Below are 18,443 nucleotides of genomic sequence, written 5' to 3'. Positions count from 1 at the left end.
TTTTACTCCTTTGTATTAAATTTTAATTTATTTTTAAATTTATTGTAGTTTATGCTCATAATTGCAATATAATACGGCATTACAAAAAGACCAAACACCACTATAATTTGATATGCACCCATAAGAAATATCCCAAACCTATCAAACATCCATCTGCCAAGCATAGAATCTAATATATTTCCCGAAAAATCCAAATACAATCCAAAACCAAAAAATAATATGTTTAATAACACCATCAATAATCCTTTACTATTACCATATTGCTTATCTAAAACAGGGATAAACTTTTCATTAAAGATACGTTTATTTGAAAATTCACCAACACCAAAATATGCCTTAACTCCTCTTGCTATGCTTGCCATCTTATAAATATACCATACAGATAAAATAATACAAACAACCCATAAATAGCTAAAATAGAACTCAACAAGTTCTGGCATTTTATTTGCATTAGCGTAAATTTCGATATTTGGAAAATATTGACTCATAAAGCTAGTAAAACATTTTAAGAATGGAAAAATTGTCAATATATTTGTAGGTATAATAAAAACCGCAAGCGAAAACACTATATGTAAAAAACAGTAATTAAAAAAGGAGATACTAACATCATTTTTATCTTTAAGTTCATCATATTCTTTTTGTAATGTTTCAAATTCTTCTTTAGATAAATTCATAACCAACCTTGTAAATTTTCCGTATAAATAACTATATAATTATATATAAATTTAATAAAACACTACTTAAATATTAATAATTTATAAATATTTTTTAATCTGTTTAAGTTTATTGTGTCGATGATTTTGTATATCATGGCAAAAAAAAACCATAACAACCGCTAAGTTCTGGAACACAGCAACCAAAAGTATCCCGAACCTATCAAACATCCATCTGCCAATAGTAGAATCAACCAGATGACCTGAAAAATTTATATACACTGCAAAACCAAAAAATAAAATACTAAATACCCATAGCGCAAAACCATTGATTCCGCCATTTGCAACTGGTATAAATTTCTCCTTAAAAATACCCTTGCCCTTAAATTCACCAATACCAAAATACTCTCTAGCATCCTTATTAATACGCGGCAACCTATAAATATACCAAATTAATACAAAAGCGCAAACCGCCCACGTATAGCTAAAATAAAATGCACAAAGTTCTGGCATTTTATTTGCATTAGCGTAAATTTCGATATTTGGAAAAAAATCGCTCATAAAATTTATAAAATGTCGCATCAAAGTAGTGCACCATATAGTGGTGTTCATCTCTAAACTCCTCGTACTCTTTTTTCAACAATTCAAATTTATCCTTATTCAAATAAACTCCTATTGTGATTGAAATATAAAAGCATACGATTTTAACACTAAATAATTAAAACATCACTTAAATAAATATAAATAAAACATAAATTTAAGAAGCTAGTTTATTCTTAAATTTATGTTTTATGTTCCGAGTATCATCACCATCATCTATTTTTGCATTTGTATAGATGATATCATTACCATCTCCTGTAGTTATAGTATCACAACCAAGACCGGATTCGATGTAAACACCTATATCATCAGAGCTAATTATGGTATTATCATCACTATATCCATAGAATCTTTTTTTACCAAATAAACTCCTAGAGTCCGTATAATCTCCAGTTATAAACACTACTTTATCAACCTTTTCATTATATATAGTGTTTTTATCTCCAGCAGATATATTCTCTTTTGTATCATAATAGTGTGTATTTCTATAAATTCCAGCAGAACCAGTTAGTTCTTGAACTCTTAACTTTAAGAAGTTAGCTCTATCGTTAAGATGGTTATCAGAGTAGATTGTTAAGCTATCATTATATTCGCTTATAGGCTTATCTCCTGCTAGAGCATATCCTTTTAGGTTTTCTAAGGCATAAGCGGCAGCTTGTTTTAGTTTTATAAATTTGTCTATATTACCTTTATATTCCAAATCACTCATAACACTACTAGCTCCTGCTCCATAGTTAGCATAGTAGTTGGCTATGAGTTGTTTAGGCTCTTCACCTTTAGAGAAAGTCATATGGGCTATCTTGTTATTATTTATTGGATAACCAATTCGTTTTAAAACAGAGACTATCTTTTTCTCATCTCTTCCTTGTCTAAATTCAAAGGTATTATCATATAGTTTTCCACCCTTGTATTGACCATACTCTTTATGATATATAAACTCTACTGGAGTATCATTTCTTGTAAAGATAACTCTATCAAGAGTATTCATATCCGAGCTTATATTTCTCCATTCACTACTTAGTGATGTATCAAAGTCTGTAGCATTATAAAGGATGTATTTTCTTTCTTTTATATCATTAGAGTTTTTATCTCTATATTCAACTGCTATAGTGTGGTTAGAAGTTATTAAATTTGGTATATCAACTATAGCAGCCACTATAGCTCCTACCCAAGTTCTTGATATTAGTATATCTATAGCATTTCCTACAGTTCTTTTTATAGCATATAATATTTCTGATTTTTCTATGTGTAAATATAGTTTATCATTTCCATCATCTATACTAGAACCGCTTGTATCTACAAGAAAGCTATTAAAAAGAATTTGAGAAACAGTTAGGTCTATAATAGTAAATTTACCATCTATATAAATTCCAACTCTTTTTTTCTGCATATTAGCAAACTGCTTATCTGCTTCACTAGCATCTTTGACATTTTTATCGATAGTATCTTCTATTGCGTTTTTAAACAAATCAGTTAATTCTTTTGCAAGTCCAACAGGGTCGTTGTAGTTGTTAACTATACCAGCTATGTTTGCACTGTATTTTTGAACTTTATCTTTTATATAGTTAGAACGACTAAAGTTTGACATATGGTACTCCTTTTTGAATTTATTTATTTTTAGTTTTTATTTTTATTTTTATTTTTATCTGTTAAATTTGAGTTAGACTTACTTGAGTTTTTATCAAGGTAAATCACCTTAGATGGGTTATTCTTGTTTCTATTAATGAAAGAATCTACTGCATAGTTTTTATTATAATCATTTGCATAGTCTATATATGCTTTTGTATCTTTAAAAGTTCCGTTTTCATCAGAGCAATGCTTTGTATAATTTTCTAAATGCTTGATTTTTTGAACTATACCTTTTTTTATATAGTCTTGTTGTAAGTCATATCTTAATTTATAACCTCTATAGCATTTCTCATACGCCTCTTTTAGTTGCTCTTTTGTGGGTTGTCCAGGGACGTTGTATTTAAGCATAAGTTCTAACATAGGTTCGTAGTTGGGGATGTTAGTTAACTCCTTATAGCAAAGTTCATCATAAATATTATTTTGTGTGCAATTTGGTATATACCCACTCTTTAGGGCAAGTTCTGCTATTTCCGTAAAACCATTCATGACTATATAAAAAAATGTATTATGAGGCGATTTTCCATCACTGATTTTTGATTTTCTTGAAGCATTAGCATCATAGAGTATATTGATATTATCATTATCTATGATTATCTTTTCTATCATGGGACTTTGAAGGTAAATTTGAACTACCTTAACATCTTCAAATTTAGCTCCATTATCAACTAAAAGCTTAGCTGTCTTAGTTGAGTTATGCTCTATAGCATAAGCTAGTGGGCTAAGTTTGTATTTATCCTTTTGATGGATATTTGCACCTAGTTTTATAAGCTCTTTGGTTGTATTTATATCATCATAAAAGCTAGAATACATAAGTGGAGTTGTTCCATCTTCTATCTTTACATCTACACTTAGGTTATGCTCTTTTAGATAGTTTAAGACTTTGGTTGTATTTTTGTCCTTTAAGGCTGACCTTAGCGGTAAAAGAAGTGGGTCAATCCACTTAGTGTAATTGTTATCTATATCCCAGTAGGTAAACCCAAACTCATCAACCTCTTCTTGAGTTACATACTTACTAAGTCCTGGTATAGCAGAAACGTTTGTATCTGAAGTGATTGTGAAGTTGGTTTGGTTGGTTAAATTTGGTAGTTGGTTGGTTTTATAAAGATATGCAAGTATAGTTATAAATATAACAGCTATGGTTATGATAAAATTTTTAGATGTTTGGTTCAAATTTAGTCCTTGTTTTATGAAGTTATGTTTTATACCTGTTTTATATAGAAATTTACCTTGTAATTCTACATCAATGGAATTTAAATGCTCTTTAAATTTATGTTATTTTAATAATTTTTTTAATATAAATTTAAAGAGAATTTAGATGTTGAATTTATGCTGATTTTAAATAATTATATAGATAGGCTGTATTATCTCCATCTTTTATAGTTAAGCTTTCCTTGCCTTTACCACCATAGATGGTATTCTTACCTAAATTTATCTCTACTGTGTTAGTACTATCTTTAGTATCTAAGTCTAAGCCATCTATGCTATCTTTATGGGTATAAACTATATGCCCTTTGCCGCCATTTATAGTTATAGTATCATTTCCACTTCCTGTAAATACATTGTTTAACTCTGCACCACTGATACTTACTTTATCATCTCCATCTTTAGTAAAGATGTCGCTTTTAGCTTCATTTGAAGTTACTATATCTTGTGCTTTAGAGCCATATACTGTGTTATTTCCGTTAGTTAAATTTATAGTATTTATATCATCTTTACTATCTTTATCTTCTTGGCTTGTGTTATCTAATCCTGTATAGATAGTATTAGTTCCACCATTTGTATTTACACTATCACTTCCAGCTCCTAAGTAGATAGTGTTTTTACCTTTGGTTGTATTTACACTATCATCACTATCTTTAGAATATATAACATTTACTCCATCATCTACAGTTATGTTATCAACTCCTTTAGAGCCATATATTTTATCATTACCTTTACCTGAGTTTACAGTATTAGTAGTGTTAGAATCTTCTTTATCATTTCCATCATCTATTTTTGCATTTGTATAGATGATATCATTACCATCTCCTGTAGTTATAGTATCACAACCAAGACCGGATTCGATGTAGGCTGTACCTTGGATATATTTTATAGTATCTCCATTGCTATAGCCATATATACTCTTATAAGTTGGCAAGTCTATGGCTTGTTTATCTCCATCAACAAATATAACCTCATAACCTACAGTATCATCGTTTAATTTAAAATCACCAATAGTTATTCCTCTTTTAACATCGGTATAATTTATATTTGAAGTTGGTGTATCTGAAACATATAGCTTTAAGAAGTTAGCTCTATCGTTAAGATGGTTATCAGAGTAGTTTTCGATGTTTATATACTCTTTTTTGGAGATATCTCCTGCTAGAGCATATCCTTTTAGGTTTTCTAAGGCATAAGCGGCAGCTTGTTTTAGTTTTATAAATTTGTCTATATTACCTTTATATTCCAAATCACTCATAACACTACTAGCTCCTGCTCCATAGTTAGCATAGTAGTTGGCTATGAGTTGTTTAGGCTCTTCATTTTTAGAGAAAGTCATATGGGCTATCTTGTTATTATTTATTGGATAACCAATTCGTTTTAAAACAGAGACTATCTTTTTCTCATCTCTTCCTTGTCTAAATTCAAAGGTGTTTAGCTTACTCCCTAATTTATATCTTTTGTGATATATAAACTCTACATTATCACTTCTTAGTGATTTACCACCATCAATAGAAAATATCACTCTTCTAAGATTGCTATTTATATCCGAGCTTATACCGCTCCAAGCCGAGTTAAGTATGGTATCAAAGTCACCTTTTGGATTTACTACTATGTATTTTCTTTCTTGAACATTTAGATTAGCTTCACTTTCTGGATTTGCGTCATAATAATCTATATGAACCAAATGATTGCTTGTAAATATATCTGTAGTATCAACAAAAAATGTAAAAATAGCACCAACTATATTTTTAGAAACTACAAAATTTACAGCAGCTGATGCTAATACTTTCAGTGCATACAGCCCAGCTGCTCTTTCTTCATTATAATATAGCTCTTTGCCATCTTCTTTACTTGTGCCTTCAAATATATCAAATTTAAATTCATTTATCTTACTTATATTTAATAAATCCACTATAATACCAGCTCCGTTAAATACAAAAGCCATTCTTTTAGGTGGAGCTTTTTTTAAGGCTTCTATAGCTTCTTCTTCTGTTTTTGCATTTTTAAGTATATCTTCATATAGTGGCTCTAACTTACCAAGTAAACCCTGTGCAACATCTAGTGAATCTCCTTTTAATATACCTTTTCCTATCTCAGCAGTTGAAAGAATTCTATCTTTTATAAATTTCTTTTTATCAAAATTTGCCACCTTATACTCCTTTTTGAATTTAGTTATTTTGAATTTTCGTTTTTATTTTTATTTTTATTTTTATTTTCATCTGTTAAATTTGAGTTAGACTTACTTGAGTTTTTATCAAGGTAAATCACCTTAGATGGGTTATTCTTGTTTCTATTAATAAAAGAATCTATTGCATAGTTTTTATTATAATCATTTGCATAGTCTATATATGCTTTTGTATCTTTAAAAGTTCCGTTTTTATCAGTACAGTGTTTATTATAATACCTTAAGGTTCTTGCTTTATTACTATCATACTCTATTTTAGAGATTGGTTGTTTTATTTTCATTCCTTCTTTTTCCATAATTTTATTAAGTCTTGTTGCATTGTATATATAATCATCATAATCTCCGTTTAAAAACCAAGCTCTATCTTCATAACACTCATCATACGCCTCTTTTAGTTGCTCTTTTGTAGGTTGTCCAGGGACGTTGTATTTAAGCATAAGTTCTAGCATAGGTTCGTAGTTGGGGATGTAAGTTAATATATTATAATGAGTGTTTGCTTTTTTTAAATAATCTATTTCGTTTTTATTTTTAGAATCATTAATATCTATATAAAATCCATCTTTTTTGCTAGGCAATAAATCATTTATATCATTGGTAAATCTATATGTAAACGGCTTATATCCACTTTCTAATAACATTTTTGCTATTTCTAAAAAGTTGTTATAAACTATATATTCAAACAAACTACTCTCTGGAGCATAGTAATCTGTAGAGACATTGCCTTTGCTGTCTTCGTATATTCTTATATATTTTTTACCATATTCTGCTTCATATTTTATATCTATATTATTTTTGTTGATAGTAATATTTTTAATTAAATTATAATTAGGCGAACCCAAATAAGCTTGTATTGTTTTTATTTCATTAAATTTAGCTCCATTATCCAATAAAAGTTTTACAGTTTTAGTTGAGTTGTTCTCTATAGCATAAGCTAGTGAGCTTAGATTATACTTATCTTTTTTATTGATATCTGCTCCTAATTTTATAAGCTCTTTAGATGTTACTTCATCATCATAAAAGCTAGAATACATTAAAGGGCTTAATCCATATAACATGTCCATATCAACGCTTAGGTTGTTATCCTTTATAAAATTTAATACAGATACAGTTTGTTTTGTTTTTAAAAAGCGTCTTAGTTGCTTTTGCAAATCGTTTTCTTTACGATGGTCGCCATCATCATCTATATCCCAGTTTTCATAAGAAAAAGCATTTATTTCTTCTTGGGTAACATACTTTGATATCGGCGAGTTGGAATCAACCTTCATATTAGGATACACAACAAAATTTGATTGTTTAGTTTTGCTTTTATAATAGTCATTTGTCACTAAAAATAAAAAACCAACCACTACAATAACGATAATCTCTTTTAGAAACTTCAAGGTATTTCCTTTATCTAAATTTATATAGAAATTTACCTTGTAATTCTACATCAATGGAAGTTAAATGCTCTTTAAATTTATGTTATTTTAATGATGTTTTAATATAAATTTAAAGAGTGTTTTTATTAGTCGTATATATGATTTGAAAATCTTTGATATTTAGAATCCATTATATTTTAAGTATTTTTCTTTGGCTTAAATAAGTTGTAATTTCTTTTTCTTCGATGGTTTTTATATATAGCTTGTAAATTCAATATTTTTTAAGATACGAAAAATATCGTGTAAAATTTATAAAAACTGACTTTAAAAATATATAGTAATGAAATAAATATGCTGATTAAGGAGTTTTGCAGATGTTTTATCAAATAGCTATAAAATCAAATTTAATATAATTTTTTAAACTAAATTTAGCTTAAAATATATTTTTTACATAAAGTACTAATTTCATTTAATTTAATTTAATAGCTTTTTTAGTATTTATTTAACTAAATTTAAGCACAAACTCACTATTTTGTTTGCCAAATGCTTAAAAACCAGCCTTAAATTCTAGTTTAAAAATTTAGCCAACGTGCTGATATAAATTTAAATTTCTATATCATTTCATGACAAATCGCCGCAAATTCTGCTTCAACCACTTTTGCCAAAGCCCTTGGTTCAACCACTAGCTGTTTTCCACGTATTCCAGCAGAGATGATTATGCTGTCAAACTCAAGTGCAGCTTTATCTATAAATGTGCGAAATTTACGCTTCATCGCAAGAGGTGAGCATCCACCTCTAATATATCCAGTAAGCTTTTCAAGTTCGTTAATGGCGACAAGTTCGCAACTTTTAACCCCACTTGCCTTGCTTAATGCCTTTAAATCAAGCTCGCGCTCACCACTTATACAAGCTACAATATGCTCTTTTGTATTTGCAACGCAAACTATCGTTTTATAAATTTGAGTTATATTTTGTCCAGTTGCCTTAGCCACGTGTCTTGCACTTAAATCCTCTAAATCAACCTCATAGGTTAAAATTTCATACTCAACGCCAAATTTATCAAGCTCTCTTGCTGCGTTTGTTTTTTTGATTTTATCTTTCATAAGTTCACTTTTTAATCAGTAAATTTCTAAACTTAAGCTCTTGCAAACTCAACTATGCCTTTTGCAAGCTCTTCTGTCGCATCGATAAATTTAACATCTTTTTTAAGATATGGCAAAAGTATCGGTATCTCTGTGCAAGCAGCTATGAAAACATCAGCGCTAATTGAGTCTATAACTTGGTTAAACAGTGGCGCATACTCGGCGGTTTTTCCAGCTTTTACGCCATCATAAATGCACTTCATGATATCTTCTTGATTTTGCTCTCCTAGCTCAACGCTTAAAAAGCCATTTTCTTTTAAGACTTTATCATAAAGTCCAGTTTTTTTAGTACCAGTAGTCGCTATGACTGCTATGTTTTTTGCATTTGGAAAATTCTTTTTTATAGCCTCAACTGAAAGCGAAATGATGTTTAGAATTTTAACATCACAAGCTTTTGCTATATCATCAGCAAAAAAGTGAGCCGTGTTACAAGCTAATGTTATCGCCTCGCAACCGCTGTTTTTAAGTCGGTTTGCGCTGTCTATTAGGTATGGGAGTGGATTTTCACCATTGCCAAATATAAACTCAGTTCTATCAGGGATAGCTGCGTTGTTATCTATCGTAAGCAGCACATGATCTTGGTCTTTTTTAGCAGGCGTTAGGGCAACTACTTTAGCATACAAATCAACGCTAGCTAAAGAGCCCATTCCGCCTATTATGCCTACTCTTTTTACCTTTTTCATACATTTTCCTTAAATAAATTTAAGAAATTATATCAAATTTAAACTAAATAAAATACCTAAATTTACTTTAACAAATATAGTTTCTAAGAGTTCCTATACCTTCTATCTCGCACACTACTTCATCGCCAGCTTTTAAAAATTTTGGTGGTTCAAAGCCCATACCAACGCCACTTGGAGTTCCCATAGATATGATTGTTCCTGCTTTTAAACTCATACCAGCGCTAAGTTCAGCTATAACAAAACTCTCATCAAATATCATCAAAGACGTGTTTGAGCTTTGCCTAAGTTCGCCATTTACAAAAGATTTTATATCCAAATTTGAGCTATCTAACTCATCGGCTGTTACTATATAAGGTCCCATTGGAGTTGATGTGTCAAGGCTTTTACCAAAATACCACTGTTTGTGTCTGTTTTGGATATCTCTTGCGCTAATGTCATTTATAATCGTATAACCAAAAATATACTCTTTTGCATCTTTTTGGCTAACATTTTTTGCATCTTTTCCTATGATAACACCAAGCTCGACTTCATAATCAAGCTTTGATGTTAAATTCGAGTGCGGGTCGATTCTACCGCCATCGCCAACTGCTTCATTTACACGTTTTGAAAAGTAAACCGCCTCTTCTCTTTTGCCATCAAATTCTTTATTTTTATATTTATACGACTCAGCCGCATGCGCCATATAGTTAAGTCCTAAGCATATAATGTCTTGACGCGGAGTGATAATCGCAGCGCATTTTTCAAGCTTTTCATAACTAAGCCCACCGCTTTTTAAAGATAGCTCTTTTAGCTTTTTAAGGTCATTTTCACTTCTGTTTATAACAAAATCACTCATATCATAAAACTCAAGTCCAACCTCGCTAAAATCAAACACAGAGCCATCAGTTGCGATAACTCCTAGTCTAAATTTGTTTCCATTTTTATATGTTATTAGCTTCATAATCGCCCTATTTAAAGTTTTTAAGCAAATCCGCTACCAAAAATGCAAGCTCAAGCGCTTGGTTTGCATTAAGCCTTGGATCACACTGTGTTTCGTAGCGTTTAGCAAGCGTGCTTTCTGTTACATTAAATGCGCCACCAGTACACTCTGTGACATCTTCTCCTGTCATTTCAAGATGAATGCCACCAGGATAAGTTCCCTCTGCTTTATGAATTTCAAAGAAATTTTGAACCTCTTTTAAGACTTTATCAAATTCGCGTGTTTTATAGTTGTTTGACGTTTTTACGGTATTTCCATGCATTGGATCACTGCTCCAAAGTATGTGAACGCCCTCTTTTTTAACATCACGTAAAATTTGCGGTAGCCTATCGCCTATCTTATCAGCACCCATTCTAACGATGATATTTAGCTTTCCGATTTCATTTTGCGGGTTTAGTTTTTCTGCTAGTCTTAGCACATCATCAGCGCTTGCTGTTGGTCCGACTTTTACGCCGATTGGGTTTTTAACCCCGCTTAAAAAATGCACATGCGCATCTTCAAGCTCCCTTGTTCGTTCACCTATCCAAAGCATATGAGCAGAACAATCATACCAATCCCCACTTATACTATCAACCCTAGTCAAAGCCTCTTCATAAGGTAAAAGTAGCGCTTCATGCGATGTGTAAAGCACTGTTTCATTTATACTTGGAGTGTTTTTTGAGTTTATACCGCACGCATCCATGAAATTTAGCGCTTCTGTTAAATCATGAACTAGCTTATTTAACCGCTCATCTAAATCAGCTCTATTTATAAAGCCCAAATTCCATCTGTGAATTTCGTTTAAATTTGCCAAACCGCCACGCGAAAATGCCCTTAAAAGGTTCATTGTCGAAGCGCTTTGGTAGTAAGCATCTATCATTCTTTGAGGATTTGGCACTCTTGCTGATTCGCTAAATTCAAAGCCATTTATTATATCGCCTCTATAACTTGGAAGCGTTACCCCATCAATCTCTTCAAAATCGCTACTTCTTGGCTTTGCAAACTGCCCTGCTATGCGCCCTACTTTTATCACTGGAAAACCACCAGCAAATGTCATAACTATCGCCATTTGAAGTATGACTTTAAACATATTTTTAATGCTATCTGCTCTGTAGTTTAAAAAACTCTCCGCACAATCCCCGCCTTGAAGTAAAAAACTTTTTCCCAAAACTGCTTTTTCAAGCTCTTGTTTTAGGTTTCTAACCTCTCCAGCAAATATCAGTGGTGGCAAAGTTGAAAGTTTCTCTTCAACTGCGTTTAACTCCGATAAATTCGGATAAGTTGGTTGTTGTTTTATGTTATATTTTCTCCATGAATCTCTGTTCCAAGTCATCTCTTTCCTTAGTAGTTAAAATTTTATGAGTTTAGCGAAATTTATCTTAAAAAACCAAACTAAAGCAGATATTAAACCAAATAGCCGTAAAATATCGCAAAAAAATGGGGTAAAATGGAAAAAGACGAAACAAAAATAGGACTATTTTATGGTGTTGCAACCTTCGTTATGTGGGGAATTTTCCCTATATACTTTAAACTTTTGAAAGATGTTGATGCAACTGAAATTTTAGCTCATAGGATTTTTTGGTCAGCTATTTTTGTCTTTTTGTTTATTAAATTTAGTAACAAAATGATGAGTTTGAAAAGATATTTTCTTGATAGAAATGTTGTTTTTAAGCTTGTTTTAAGTGGTTTTTTTGTCGCAGTAAACTGGGGAATTTACATATATGCTGTAAATTCTAACCAAATTCTTGAAGCAAGTTTGGGGTATTTTATCAATCCTTTGATGTATATAATACTTGGCGCTATAGTTTTTAAAGAAAAGCCATCGACTTTGGGCAAAATTTCAATCGCCATCGTTGTATGCGCGATACTTTTGCAGATTTTTATACTTGGTAAAATTCCTTTTATAGCTATTTTACTTCCAGCGCTTTTTGCTATATATGGGCTTATTAAGAAAAAACTCGCTGTGCCATCTTTTGAGGGGCTTTTTATAGAGACGTTTTTTTGGGCGATTTTTGCCTTGATTTACATCGTATTTTTACAAGTTAAAGGTAGTGGAAGCTTTGGTTTTAACCAAATTGGCTTTTTACTAGTAATTTCTGGCATAGTAACAGTAGCGCCATTATTGACATTTAACTCAGCAGCCACAAAGCTAAAACTTTCTACCATCGGTTACTTACAATACATCAGTCCAACCATGACAACACTTTTGGCTATCTTTTTATACAAAGAGGAATTTGATGTTTATAGGTTGATAAGTTTTGTTATGATATGGATAAGTTTGATTTTAATCACAATAAATGGAATAAAAGGAGCAAAGAGTGTTTAATATAGGAGCGATGTTTATAGCTGCTTTAATCGTTGGATTTATAGTTTATTTGCAAATTCAAAAAGTTAGCAAAAAACTTGATGAAGTGGAGCAAAATCCAGATATGAGTCGGTATTTAAACCTTTGTGATTTTATAGTTTTAGAGATAGATGAGCTTGAGCGTGGGCTTACGCTTGGTGATGTGACGCTAAAAGATAGCAAGCTAAAAAGCGAATTTGAGCTTGGCGTAGAGAGTTTAAAAAATGAAATTCTCTATATAAAAGATACATACCAAAGCAACCAAAACTCATCAGTATGGGAAGAAAAACTCTTTAGTTTTTTAAGTAAATTTGAAGAGTTTGTAAGCAGATATTTAGAAAATTCTGAAGCAATAAATGACGATATAAGAAGCAGACTTCAAAGACAATTTTAGCTTAATTAAAATAAACCGTTTTAAGACTGTATAATTTATGCAAAAAAACAATAAGTCATAGTTAAACACGCCAAAGGTGTGCTTAACTATCAATTTTTATATTAATTTTCTTGCTATGCCACTCTATAAAACAAGAATTTTTAAAAACATTATTCAATAAAGGTCAAATTTATATCAAAGCTTTATGGCTATATAAAATATAAATTATTTTGCCAAATCCTGCTTAATGATAAATCTTAAATCTGCAGATTGGTAGCCAAATATCGAAAAATTTTCTTCGCTTTATCAAACAGTTTTATCAACATAACAACTAAGCTTTTATTTTAGATTATCTGTCTGTTTTATCTGTTAAATTTAATAATAAAAAATATTAAATTTAATATATAGAAGTCTTAAAAGTGGTGCAAGTTTTAAAGCGTGTTTAAAACTACTTTTTTCTTAGCAAATCTATCATGCTATCTTTTGGATTTTTACCATCCATTATCAAAGCCACTTCTGTTGCGATAGGAGTATAAATTTGGTGTTTGTTGGCTAGACTTAAGACTGCTTTAGAGGTTAAAACACCCTCAGCCACCTCGCCAAGTTCGCTTAAAATCTCATCTAAGCTTTTGCCTTTTGCTAAACCAAATCCAACTCTATAGTTTCTAGAAAGTGCGCTTGAAGCGGTTAAAAACAAATCTCCAGCTCCACTAAGACCTAAGAATGTATCATCTTGCGCGCCAAAAAATTTACCAAACCTGCTCATCTCTACAAGCCCACGAGCTATCAAACTAGCTCTTGCGTTGTTGCCTAAATTTAGCCCATCGCAAATCCCACTTGCTATAGCGATTATATTTTTATAAGCACCACAAATTTCAGCGCCAACAACATCGCTCGCCCAATACGCTTTTATGTAGCTTGGAAAAAACGATGCAAAAGTGGCAGCTAATGCTGTATTTTTCGAGCTTACGACAACGGCGCAAGGAAGCTTTTGCATAACCTCACTTGCAAATGATGGTCCTGAAAGAAATGTTAAATTCGAACTATCGGTATACTCTTCAAAAATTTCGTTTAAAAATTTACCAGATTTTGCATCGATTCCTTTTGAAGCGATTAGGATTTTTTGATTTTTGTTGATAAAATTTTCTTTAAGCCAACTAGCAGTTATCTGCGTAGATAACGAAAACACAAGATACTCAGCCTCTAAAGCTTGCTTTAAATTTACAAAATTTTTTATATTTTTTTTAGTTCTTGATGTGATAACACACTCGTTGTTTTCGCTAAATGCGTTAAAAAGGGCTTCTCCCCATTTACCAGCGCCTATAACTGCTATTTTCATCAGATTTTCTTCTTTAGTAGTTCATTTACTTTAGCAGGGTTAAACGCGCCCTTGCCCTCTTTCATCACTTGACCGACAAAAAAGCCAAAAAGCTTATCTTTGCCACTCTTATACTCAGCTACCTTATCTGGGTTTTTATTTAAAACATCATCAATCACCGCTAAAATCGAGCCATCATCGCTGATTTGTTTCAGTCCAAGCTTTTCGATAACGCTATCAACGCTATCATCGCGCTCCATAAGATAGTCAAGCACATCTTTAGCCGCTTTTTGAGATATGGTTTTATCTTCAATACGTGTTAAAAGCTGATTCATTTTAGAGCTATCAACTGGGCTTGTTTCGATTGTAGCGCCATTTTTTAAACGCGCTAAAAGCTCGACATTTAACCATGTAACGCACAGTTTTGGCTCATGGTTATCATTTATTAAGTCTTCAAAATACTTAGCGCTCTCATAAGTTGAGATTAGTACATCAGCATCGTTTTCTTTAATACCTAACTCGCTTATATATCTAGCTCTTTTTTGATCAGGAAGCTCTGGAATTTGTGTTGCGTCTTTCATCATCTCATCTGTTATAAAAACTGGCAACAAGTCTGGATCTGGGAAGTATCTATACTCAGCGCTATCTTCTTTGCCTCTCATTGATCTTGTCGTGCCGTTACTTGCATCAAACAGTCTGGTTTCTTGAAAGACTTCTTTATCATATTTGCCATCTTCCCACGCCGAAACTTGACGCTCTACTTCATACTCGATAGCTTTTTGGATAAATTTAAATGAATTTATGTTTTTAACTTCGACTCTGGTGTAGAGTTTTTCATCGCCTTTTGGGCGGATTGAGACGTTTACATCACACCTAAAGCTTCCTTCTTGCATATTTGCATCGCTTATATTTAAAAAACGTAAAATCGAGTGCAGTTTTTTAAGATAAGCGACCGCCTCATCGCTACTTCTCATGTCTGGCTCACTTACGATTTCAAGCAAAGGCGTTCCAGCTCTGTTTAAATCAACTAAACTTCTTGAGTCCTCGTGGTTATTCTTACCAGCATCTTCTTCTAAATGCGCTCTTGTGATACCTATGCGTTTTTCAACGCCATTAACATTTATAAAAAGCTCGCCATGCTCAACGATAGGTATGGTAAACTGAGAAATTTGATAAGCTTTTGGAAGATCTGGATAAAAGTAATTTTTTCTATCAAATACCGAATTTTGGTTTATAGTTGCATTTACCGCTGTTCCAAAACTTATAGCTTTCAAAACCGCTGCCTTGTTTAAAACCGGCAAAGCACCAGGAAGCGCCAAACATACAGGGCAAACATGAGTGTTAGCCTTATCGCCAAAGCTTGTAGAACATGAACAGAAAATTTTAGTTTTTGTATTTAGTTGGCAGTGAACTTCTAAGCCGATAACTGTCTCAAACATCATAATCCTTTTAAAATTTTAATTATGTATTGTATCAATAAAAAGTTTTAAATTTGATAAACTTAAGAGATATTTTTCTTTTTAAGCTCGATATTTTCTAAAGTAAGTGTAAATATAAAAATAAGTAAAGCACCCGGCACCATACAAGCTATCATAAAAAAGAAATTTAAATTTGGTAAAAAAAGTATATAAAAAAGCGCACCCAAGACGAAAATCGCCCAAGATGCACCAAGTAAAAAATGTAGCAGATATCTCATCAGCTTAGTGCTCGTCTATGACAACCGCACCAGCTAAATATACATAACTTAAAACCATAAAGATAAATGTTTGTAAAATCGCCATAAATGTAAGTAGCGCATATGGAACCATAGGAACAAACCAAGGCGCAAGCGTTAACATAACCAGCAAGAACAAATCATCCCCTCTGATGTTTCCAAAAAGACGGAAAGACAGAGATACTATCCTTGAAAAGTGTGAAATAATCTCTATAACAAACATCAAAGGTGCCATAACCGCAACTGGACCCATAAAATGCTTCATATAAGCAAAAAATCCATGAGTTCTAATACCTTCGATATGGTAGTAGATAAATACACAAAGTGTAAGTGCTAAAGTTAGGTTCAAACTAGCAGTTGGAGCCTCAAAACCAGGTATCATACCAACAATGTTAGCTATAAAAATAATAAGTCCTAAAGTTGCTATCAAAGGTAGATATCTTCTTGAATACTCATAACTTCCCATAGCATCTTTTCCTATAGATAAAACTCCACTTAAGTAAGCCTCTACTATATTTTGAGCGCCTCTAGGGACAAGTTGCATAGATTTTGTAGCCATTTTAGCTAGTATAACCACTATCGCTACAATCAAAAGAAAGTGAAAAATATAAATAAAAGTATGATTATAACTAATCAAACTGCCAGCAAACAGAAAAATATCTTTTAACATAAAAACCTCGAATTAATTTAAAATTTTAGCTTATTCTACCTTAGTTTAGGTTAAATTTTATTTAAATAAAGCCGTTTTAGCCTATTTACCTATATAAAATCATATATAAGCTTAAGAATCGTTAGTCCAACCATAGTCAAAAACATGGTTTTTATAAATTTAACATCTTTTTTGATAACCATATTTGAACCAAGATATCCGCCAACTATCTGACCAACCGCCATTAAAAGCCCAACCAACCATAAAATTTGCCCACCAACTATAAAAACTGCTAAAGATACGATGTTTGAAACAAAGTTAAAAGCCTTTGTTTGAGCGACTGCTTTTTTCATACCAAGTCCTAAAAATCCAACCAAGGCAAACGTCCAAAACGAGCCAGTCCCTGGTCCAAAAAAGCCATCATAAAAGCCAAGTCCAAGCCCAAAAAGCAGATAAAACGTCTTTGAACTTAGCTTTGCTTGTCTATCTTCTTCCCCTAATTTTGGCGAAAAGATAGTGTAGATAAAAATCGCTAGTAGCAAAACTGGGATTAGGAATTTTAAGAATTTAGCATCGATAAAAAGTATAAGCACAGTCCCTATACAAGCGCCTATAAAGGTGCAAACAATGCCTACAAAAAGCTCTTTGAAATTTATAAAGCCTTTTTTTGCAAAGTTCATAGTCGCGGTAAATGTTCCAAAACTTCCTTGAAGCTTGTTTGTAGCAAGTGCTGCGTGTGGCGGAACTCCCATAGCCATAAGCGCCGGTAAACATATAAGACCACCACCACCAGCAATAGCATCTATAAAACCGCCGATTAACCCAGCTGCAAAAAATACGCCAAACTGCCAAATTTCAAATTCCATCACATATCCTTTAAAATATCGTTTATTTCGCCACTTTGTCCAAGCCTATAAAGCGCGAAATCATACTTTATAGGATCTTTTTCATCAAATTCTTTTAGCTTATCTGTAAGCAATCTTACAGCCTCAAAATCATAGCTTTTTCGCTCAATTAGCCCGATAGCCAAAGAAACGCGATGAGTATGCACATCAAGCGGGATTAAAAGCTCTTTTTTATCGATACTTTTAAAAAGCCCAAGATCAATATCGCTATCTCTAACCATCCATCTTAAAAACATATTATAACGTTTATATGGCGATTTTGGTTTTTTTCTACAACTTTTCCAAAGAAAAATTCATAACCATCGCTTCTATAAGGATTAAGCGAGTAAATTTTCTCGCACAAAGCGCTGATTCCATCGATAATCTTGCCATCTTTTTCAAGCCCATTTCTAACTATATCTTCGATGTTTGAGTCGTTTTTAAGGCGTTTTATAGTTATAAAAATCTCAGCCACATCCAAAACGCTTTGAAAGCGGTATTTGTGGGATTTAAGCGTTTTTCTTATCTCATCATCGCTTTTATCAAGCAAACTAAAATCGAGTGAATTTAAAAATTTAACTATCAAATTTGCATTTCCATAGGCAAAAAGTGCGCAAATCAAAGCGATATTTGGCTCTTTAAATTTACTCGCTACCCAAAGTGGATCGGCTGCGTTAAAAAGGTTTTCTTGAGAGTTTTTTAAATTTGCATGATAGTCTAAAAGCTCTTTTAAATTTTTCATTTTCGTTT

At 32.1% G+C, this 18,443-nt stretch carries 17 protein-coding genes and 1 pseudogene; 2 read left to right on the top strand and 16 right to left on the bottom strand.

Features of this window, described 5'->3' with window-relative positions:
* Nucleotides 1–2: 2 nt before the first annotated feature.
* The 10 genes from CGEO_RS04160 to CGEO_RS04115 form a co-directional block, all read right to left on the bottom strand.
* A complete protein-coding gene (locus CGEO_RS04160) occupies nucleotides 3–674 on the bottom strand; it encodes a hypothetical protein (protein ID WP_172658079.1) in 672 nt (223 codons plus the stop codon).
* An 81-nt stretch (nucleotides 675–755) separates the two neighbouring features.
* Nucleotides 756–1,265 (bottom strand): hypothetical protein, encoded by a 510-nt coding sequence (locus CGEO_RS04155; protein ID WP_172658078.1) that lies wholly within the window; start codon nucleotides 1,263–1,265, stop codon nucleotides 756–758.
* A gap of 145 nt (nucleotides 1,266–1,410) precedes the next feature.
* Nucleotides 1,411–2,841 (bottom strand): hypothetical protein, encoded by a 1,431-nt coding sequence (locus CGEO_RS04150; protein WP_172658077.1) that lies wholly within the window; start codon nucleotides 2,839–2,841, stop codon nucleotides 1,411–1,413.
* A gap of 29 nt (nucleotides 2,842–2,870) precedes the next feature.
* Nucleotides 2,871–4,052 (bottom strand): ankyrin repeat domain-containing protein, encoded by a 1,182-nt coding sequence (locus CGEO_RS04145; RefSeq protein ID WP_075540617.1) that lies wholly within the window; start codon nucleotides 4,050–4,052, stop codon nucleotides 2,871–2,873.
* Nucleotides 4,053–4,206: 154 nt separating this feature from the next.
* Nucleotides 4,207–6,234: an autotransporter outer membrane beta-barrel domain-containing protein gene (locus CGEO_RS04140; RefSeq protein ID WP_172658076.1), complete on the bottom strand. Its 2,028-nt coding sequence runs from the start codon at nucleotides 6,232–6,234 to the stop codon at nucleotides 4,207–4,209.
* A 23-nt stretch (nucleotides 6,235–6,257) separates the two neighbouring features.
* Nucleotides 6,258–7,649: an ankyrin repeat domain-containing protein gene (locus CGEO_RS04135; RefSeq protein ID WP_172658075.1), complete on the bottom strand. Its 1,392-nt coding sequence runs from the start codon at nucleotides 7,647–7,649 to the stop codon at nucleotides 6,258–6,260.
* Nucleotides 7,650–8,239: 590 nt separating this feature from the next.
* Nucleotides 8,240–8,731 (bottom strand): Cys-tRNA(Pro) deacylase, encoded by a 492-nt coding sequence (ybaK, locus tag CGEO_RS04130; protein WP_075493266.1) that lies wholly within the window; start codon nucleotides 8,729–8,731, stop codon nucleotides 8,240–8,242.
* A gap of 32 nt (nucleotides 8,732–8,763) precedes the next feature.
* Nucleotides 8,764–9,453, bottom strand: a complete 690-nt coding sequence (gene cuyB, locus CGEO_RS04125) for a cysteate racemase (protein WP_075540500.1) — start codon at nucleotides 9,451–9,453, stop codon at nucleotides 8,764–8,766.
* Between the two features lie 67 nt (nucleotides 9,454–9,520).
* On the bottom strand, nucleotides 9,521–10,393 hold the full coding sequence (locus CGEO_RS04120; protein ID WP_075493268.1) for a fumarylacetoacetate hydrolase family protein: 873 nt from the start codon (nucleotides 10,391–10,393) through the stop codon (nucleotides 9,521–9,523).
* A 7-nt stretch (nucleotides 10,394–10,400) separates the two neighbouring features.
* A complete protein-coding gene (locus CGEO_RS04115; RefSeq protein ID WP_075540499.1) occupies nucleotides 10,401–11,744 on the bottom strand; it encodes a class II 3-deoxy-7-phosphoheptulonate synthase in 1,344 nt (447 codons plus the stop codon).
* A gap of 114 nt (nucleotides 11,745–11,858) precedes the next feature.
* Here CGEO_RS04115 and rarD point away from each other — a divergent pair, with 114 nt between their 5' ends.
* Nucleotides 11,859–12,737 (top strand): EamA family transporter RarD, encoded by an 879-nt coding sequence (gene rarD / locus CGEO_RS04110; protein ID WP_075493270.1) that lies wholly within the window; start codon nucleotides 11,859–11,861, stop codon nucleotides 12,735–12,737.
* The gene (locus CGEO_RS04105; RefSeq protein WP_075531694.1) at nucleotides 12,730–13,149 is read left to right on the top strand and encodes a hypothetical protein; all 420 of its coding nucleotides are present in this window, start codon (nucleotides 12,730–12,732) and stop codon (nucleotides 13,147–13,149) included. Before rarD ends, CGEO_RS04105 begins: the two co-directional genes overlap by 8 nt.
* A gap of 427 nt (nucleotides 13,150–13,576) precedes the next feature.
* Here CGEO_RS04105 and CGEO_RS04100 read toward each other — a convergent pair whose 3' ends face one another.
* From CGEO_RS04100 to CGEO_RS04075, 6 genes and pseudogenes are all read right to left on the bottom strand, one after another.
* Entirely contained in the window at nucleotides 13,577–14,470 is an 894-nt protein-coding gene (locus CGEO_RS04100) for an NAD(P)H-dependent glycerol-3-phosphate dehydrogenase (RefSeq protein WP_172658148.1), read from the bottom strand.
* Nucleotides 14,467–15,885 carry an Asp-tRNA(Asn)/Glu-tRNA(Gln) amidotransferase subunit GatB gene (gene gatB, locus CGEO_RS04095; protein ID WP_075493273.1) on the bottom strand — a complete coding sequence of 473 codons (1,419 nt, stop codon included), beginning with the start codon at nucleotides 15,883–15,885 and terminating at the stop codon, nucleotides 14,467–14,469. The genes CGEO_RS04100 and gatB overlap by 4 nt, the downstream gene beginning before the upstream one ends.
* A 62-nt stretch (nucleotides 15,886–15,947) precedes the next feature.
* Complete coding sequence (locus tag CGEO_RS04090) at nucleotides 15,948–16,142, bottom strand: hypothetical protein (RefSeq protein WP_075493274.1); 195 nt, start codon at nucleotides 16,140–16,142, stop codon at nucleotides 15,948–15,950.
* Between the two features lie 4 nt (nucleotides 16,143–16,146).
* The gene (locus CGEO_RS04085; RefSeq protein WP_075493275.1) at nucleotides 16,147–16,830 is read right to left on the bottom strand and encodes a F0F1 ATP synthase subunit A; all 684 of its coding nucleotides are present in this window, start codon (nucleotides 16,828–16,830) and stop codon (nucleotides 16,147–16,149) included.
* A gap of 89 nt (nucleotides 16,831–16,919) precedes the next feature.
* Nucleotides 16,920–17,675 carry a TSUP family transporter gene (locus CGEO_RS04080; RefSeq protein WP_075493276.1) on the bottom strand — a complete coding sequence of 252 codons (756 nt, stop codon included), beginning with the start codon at nucleotides 17,673–17,675 and terminating at the stop codon, nucleotides 16,920–16,922.
* Nucleotides 17,675–18,435 (bottom strand): annotated as a pseudogene (locus tag CGEO_RS04075) (TIGR02757 family protein). Before CGEO_RS04075 ends, CGEO_RS04080 begins: the two are co-directional and overlap by 1 nt.
* Between the last annotated feature and the right edge of the window lie 8 nt (nucleotides 18,436–18,443).

It is taken from the genome of Campylobacter geochelonis (genome assembly GCF_013201685.1).
GTDB classification, from domain to species: domain Bacteria; phylum Campylobacterota; class Campylobacteria; order Campylobacterales; family Campylobacteraceae; genus Campylobacter_B; species Campylobacter_B geochelonis.
Note: the sequence above shows the minus strand (reverse complement) of the source record. Positions and strands in the feature narration are given on the sequence as shown.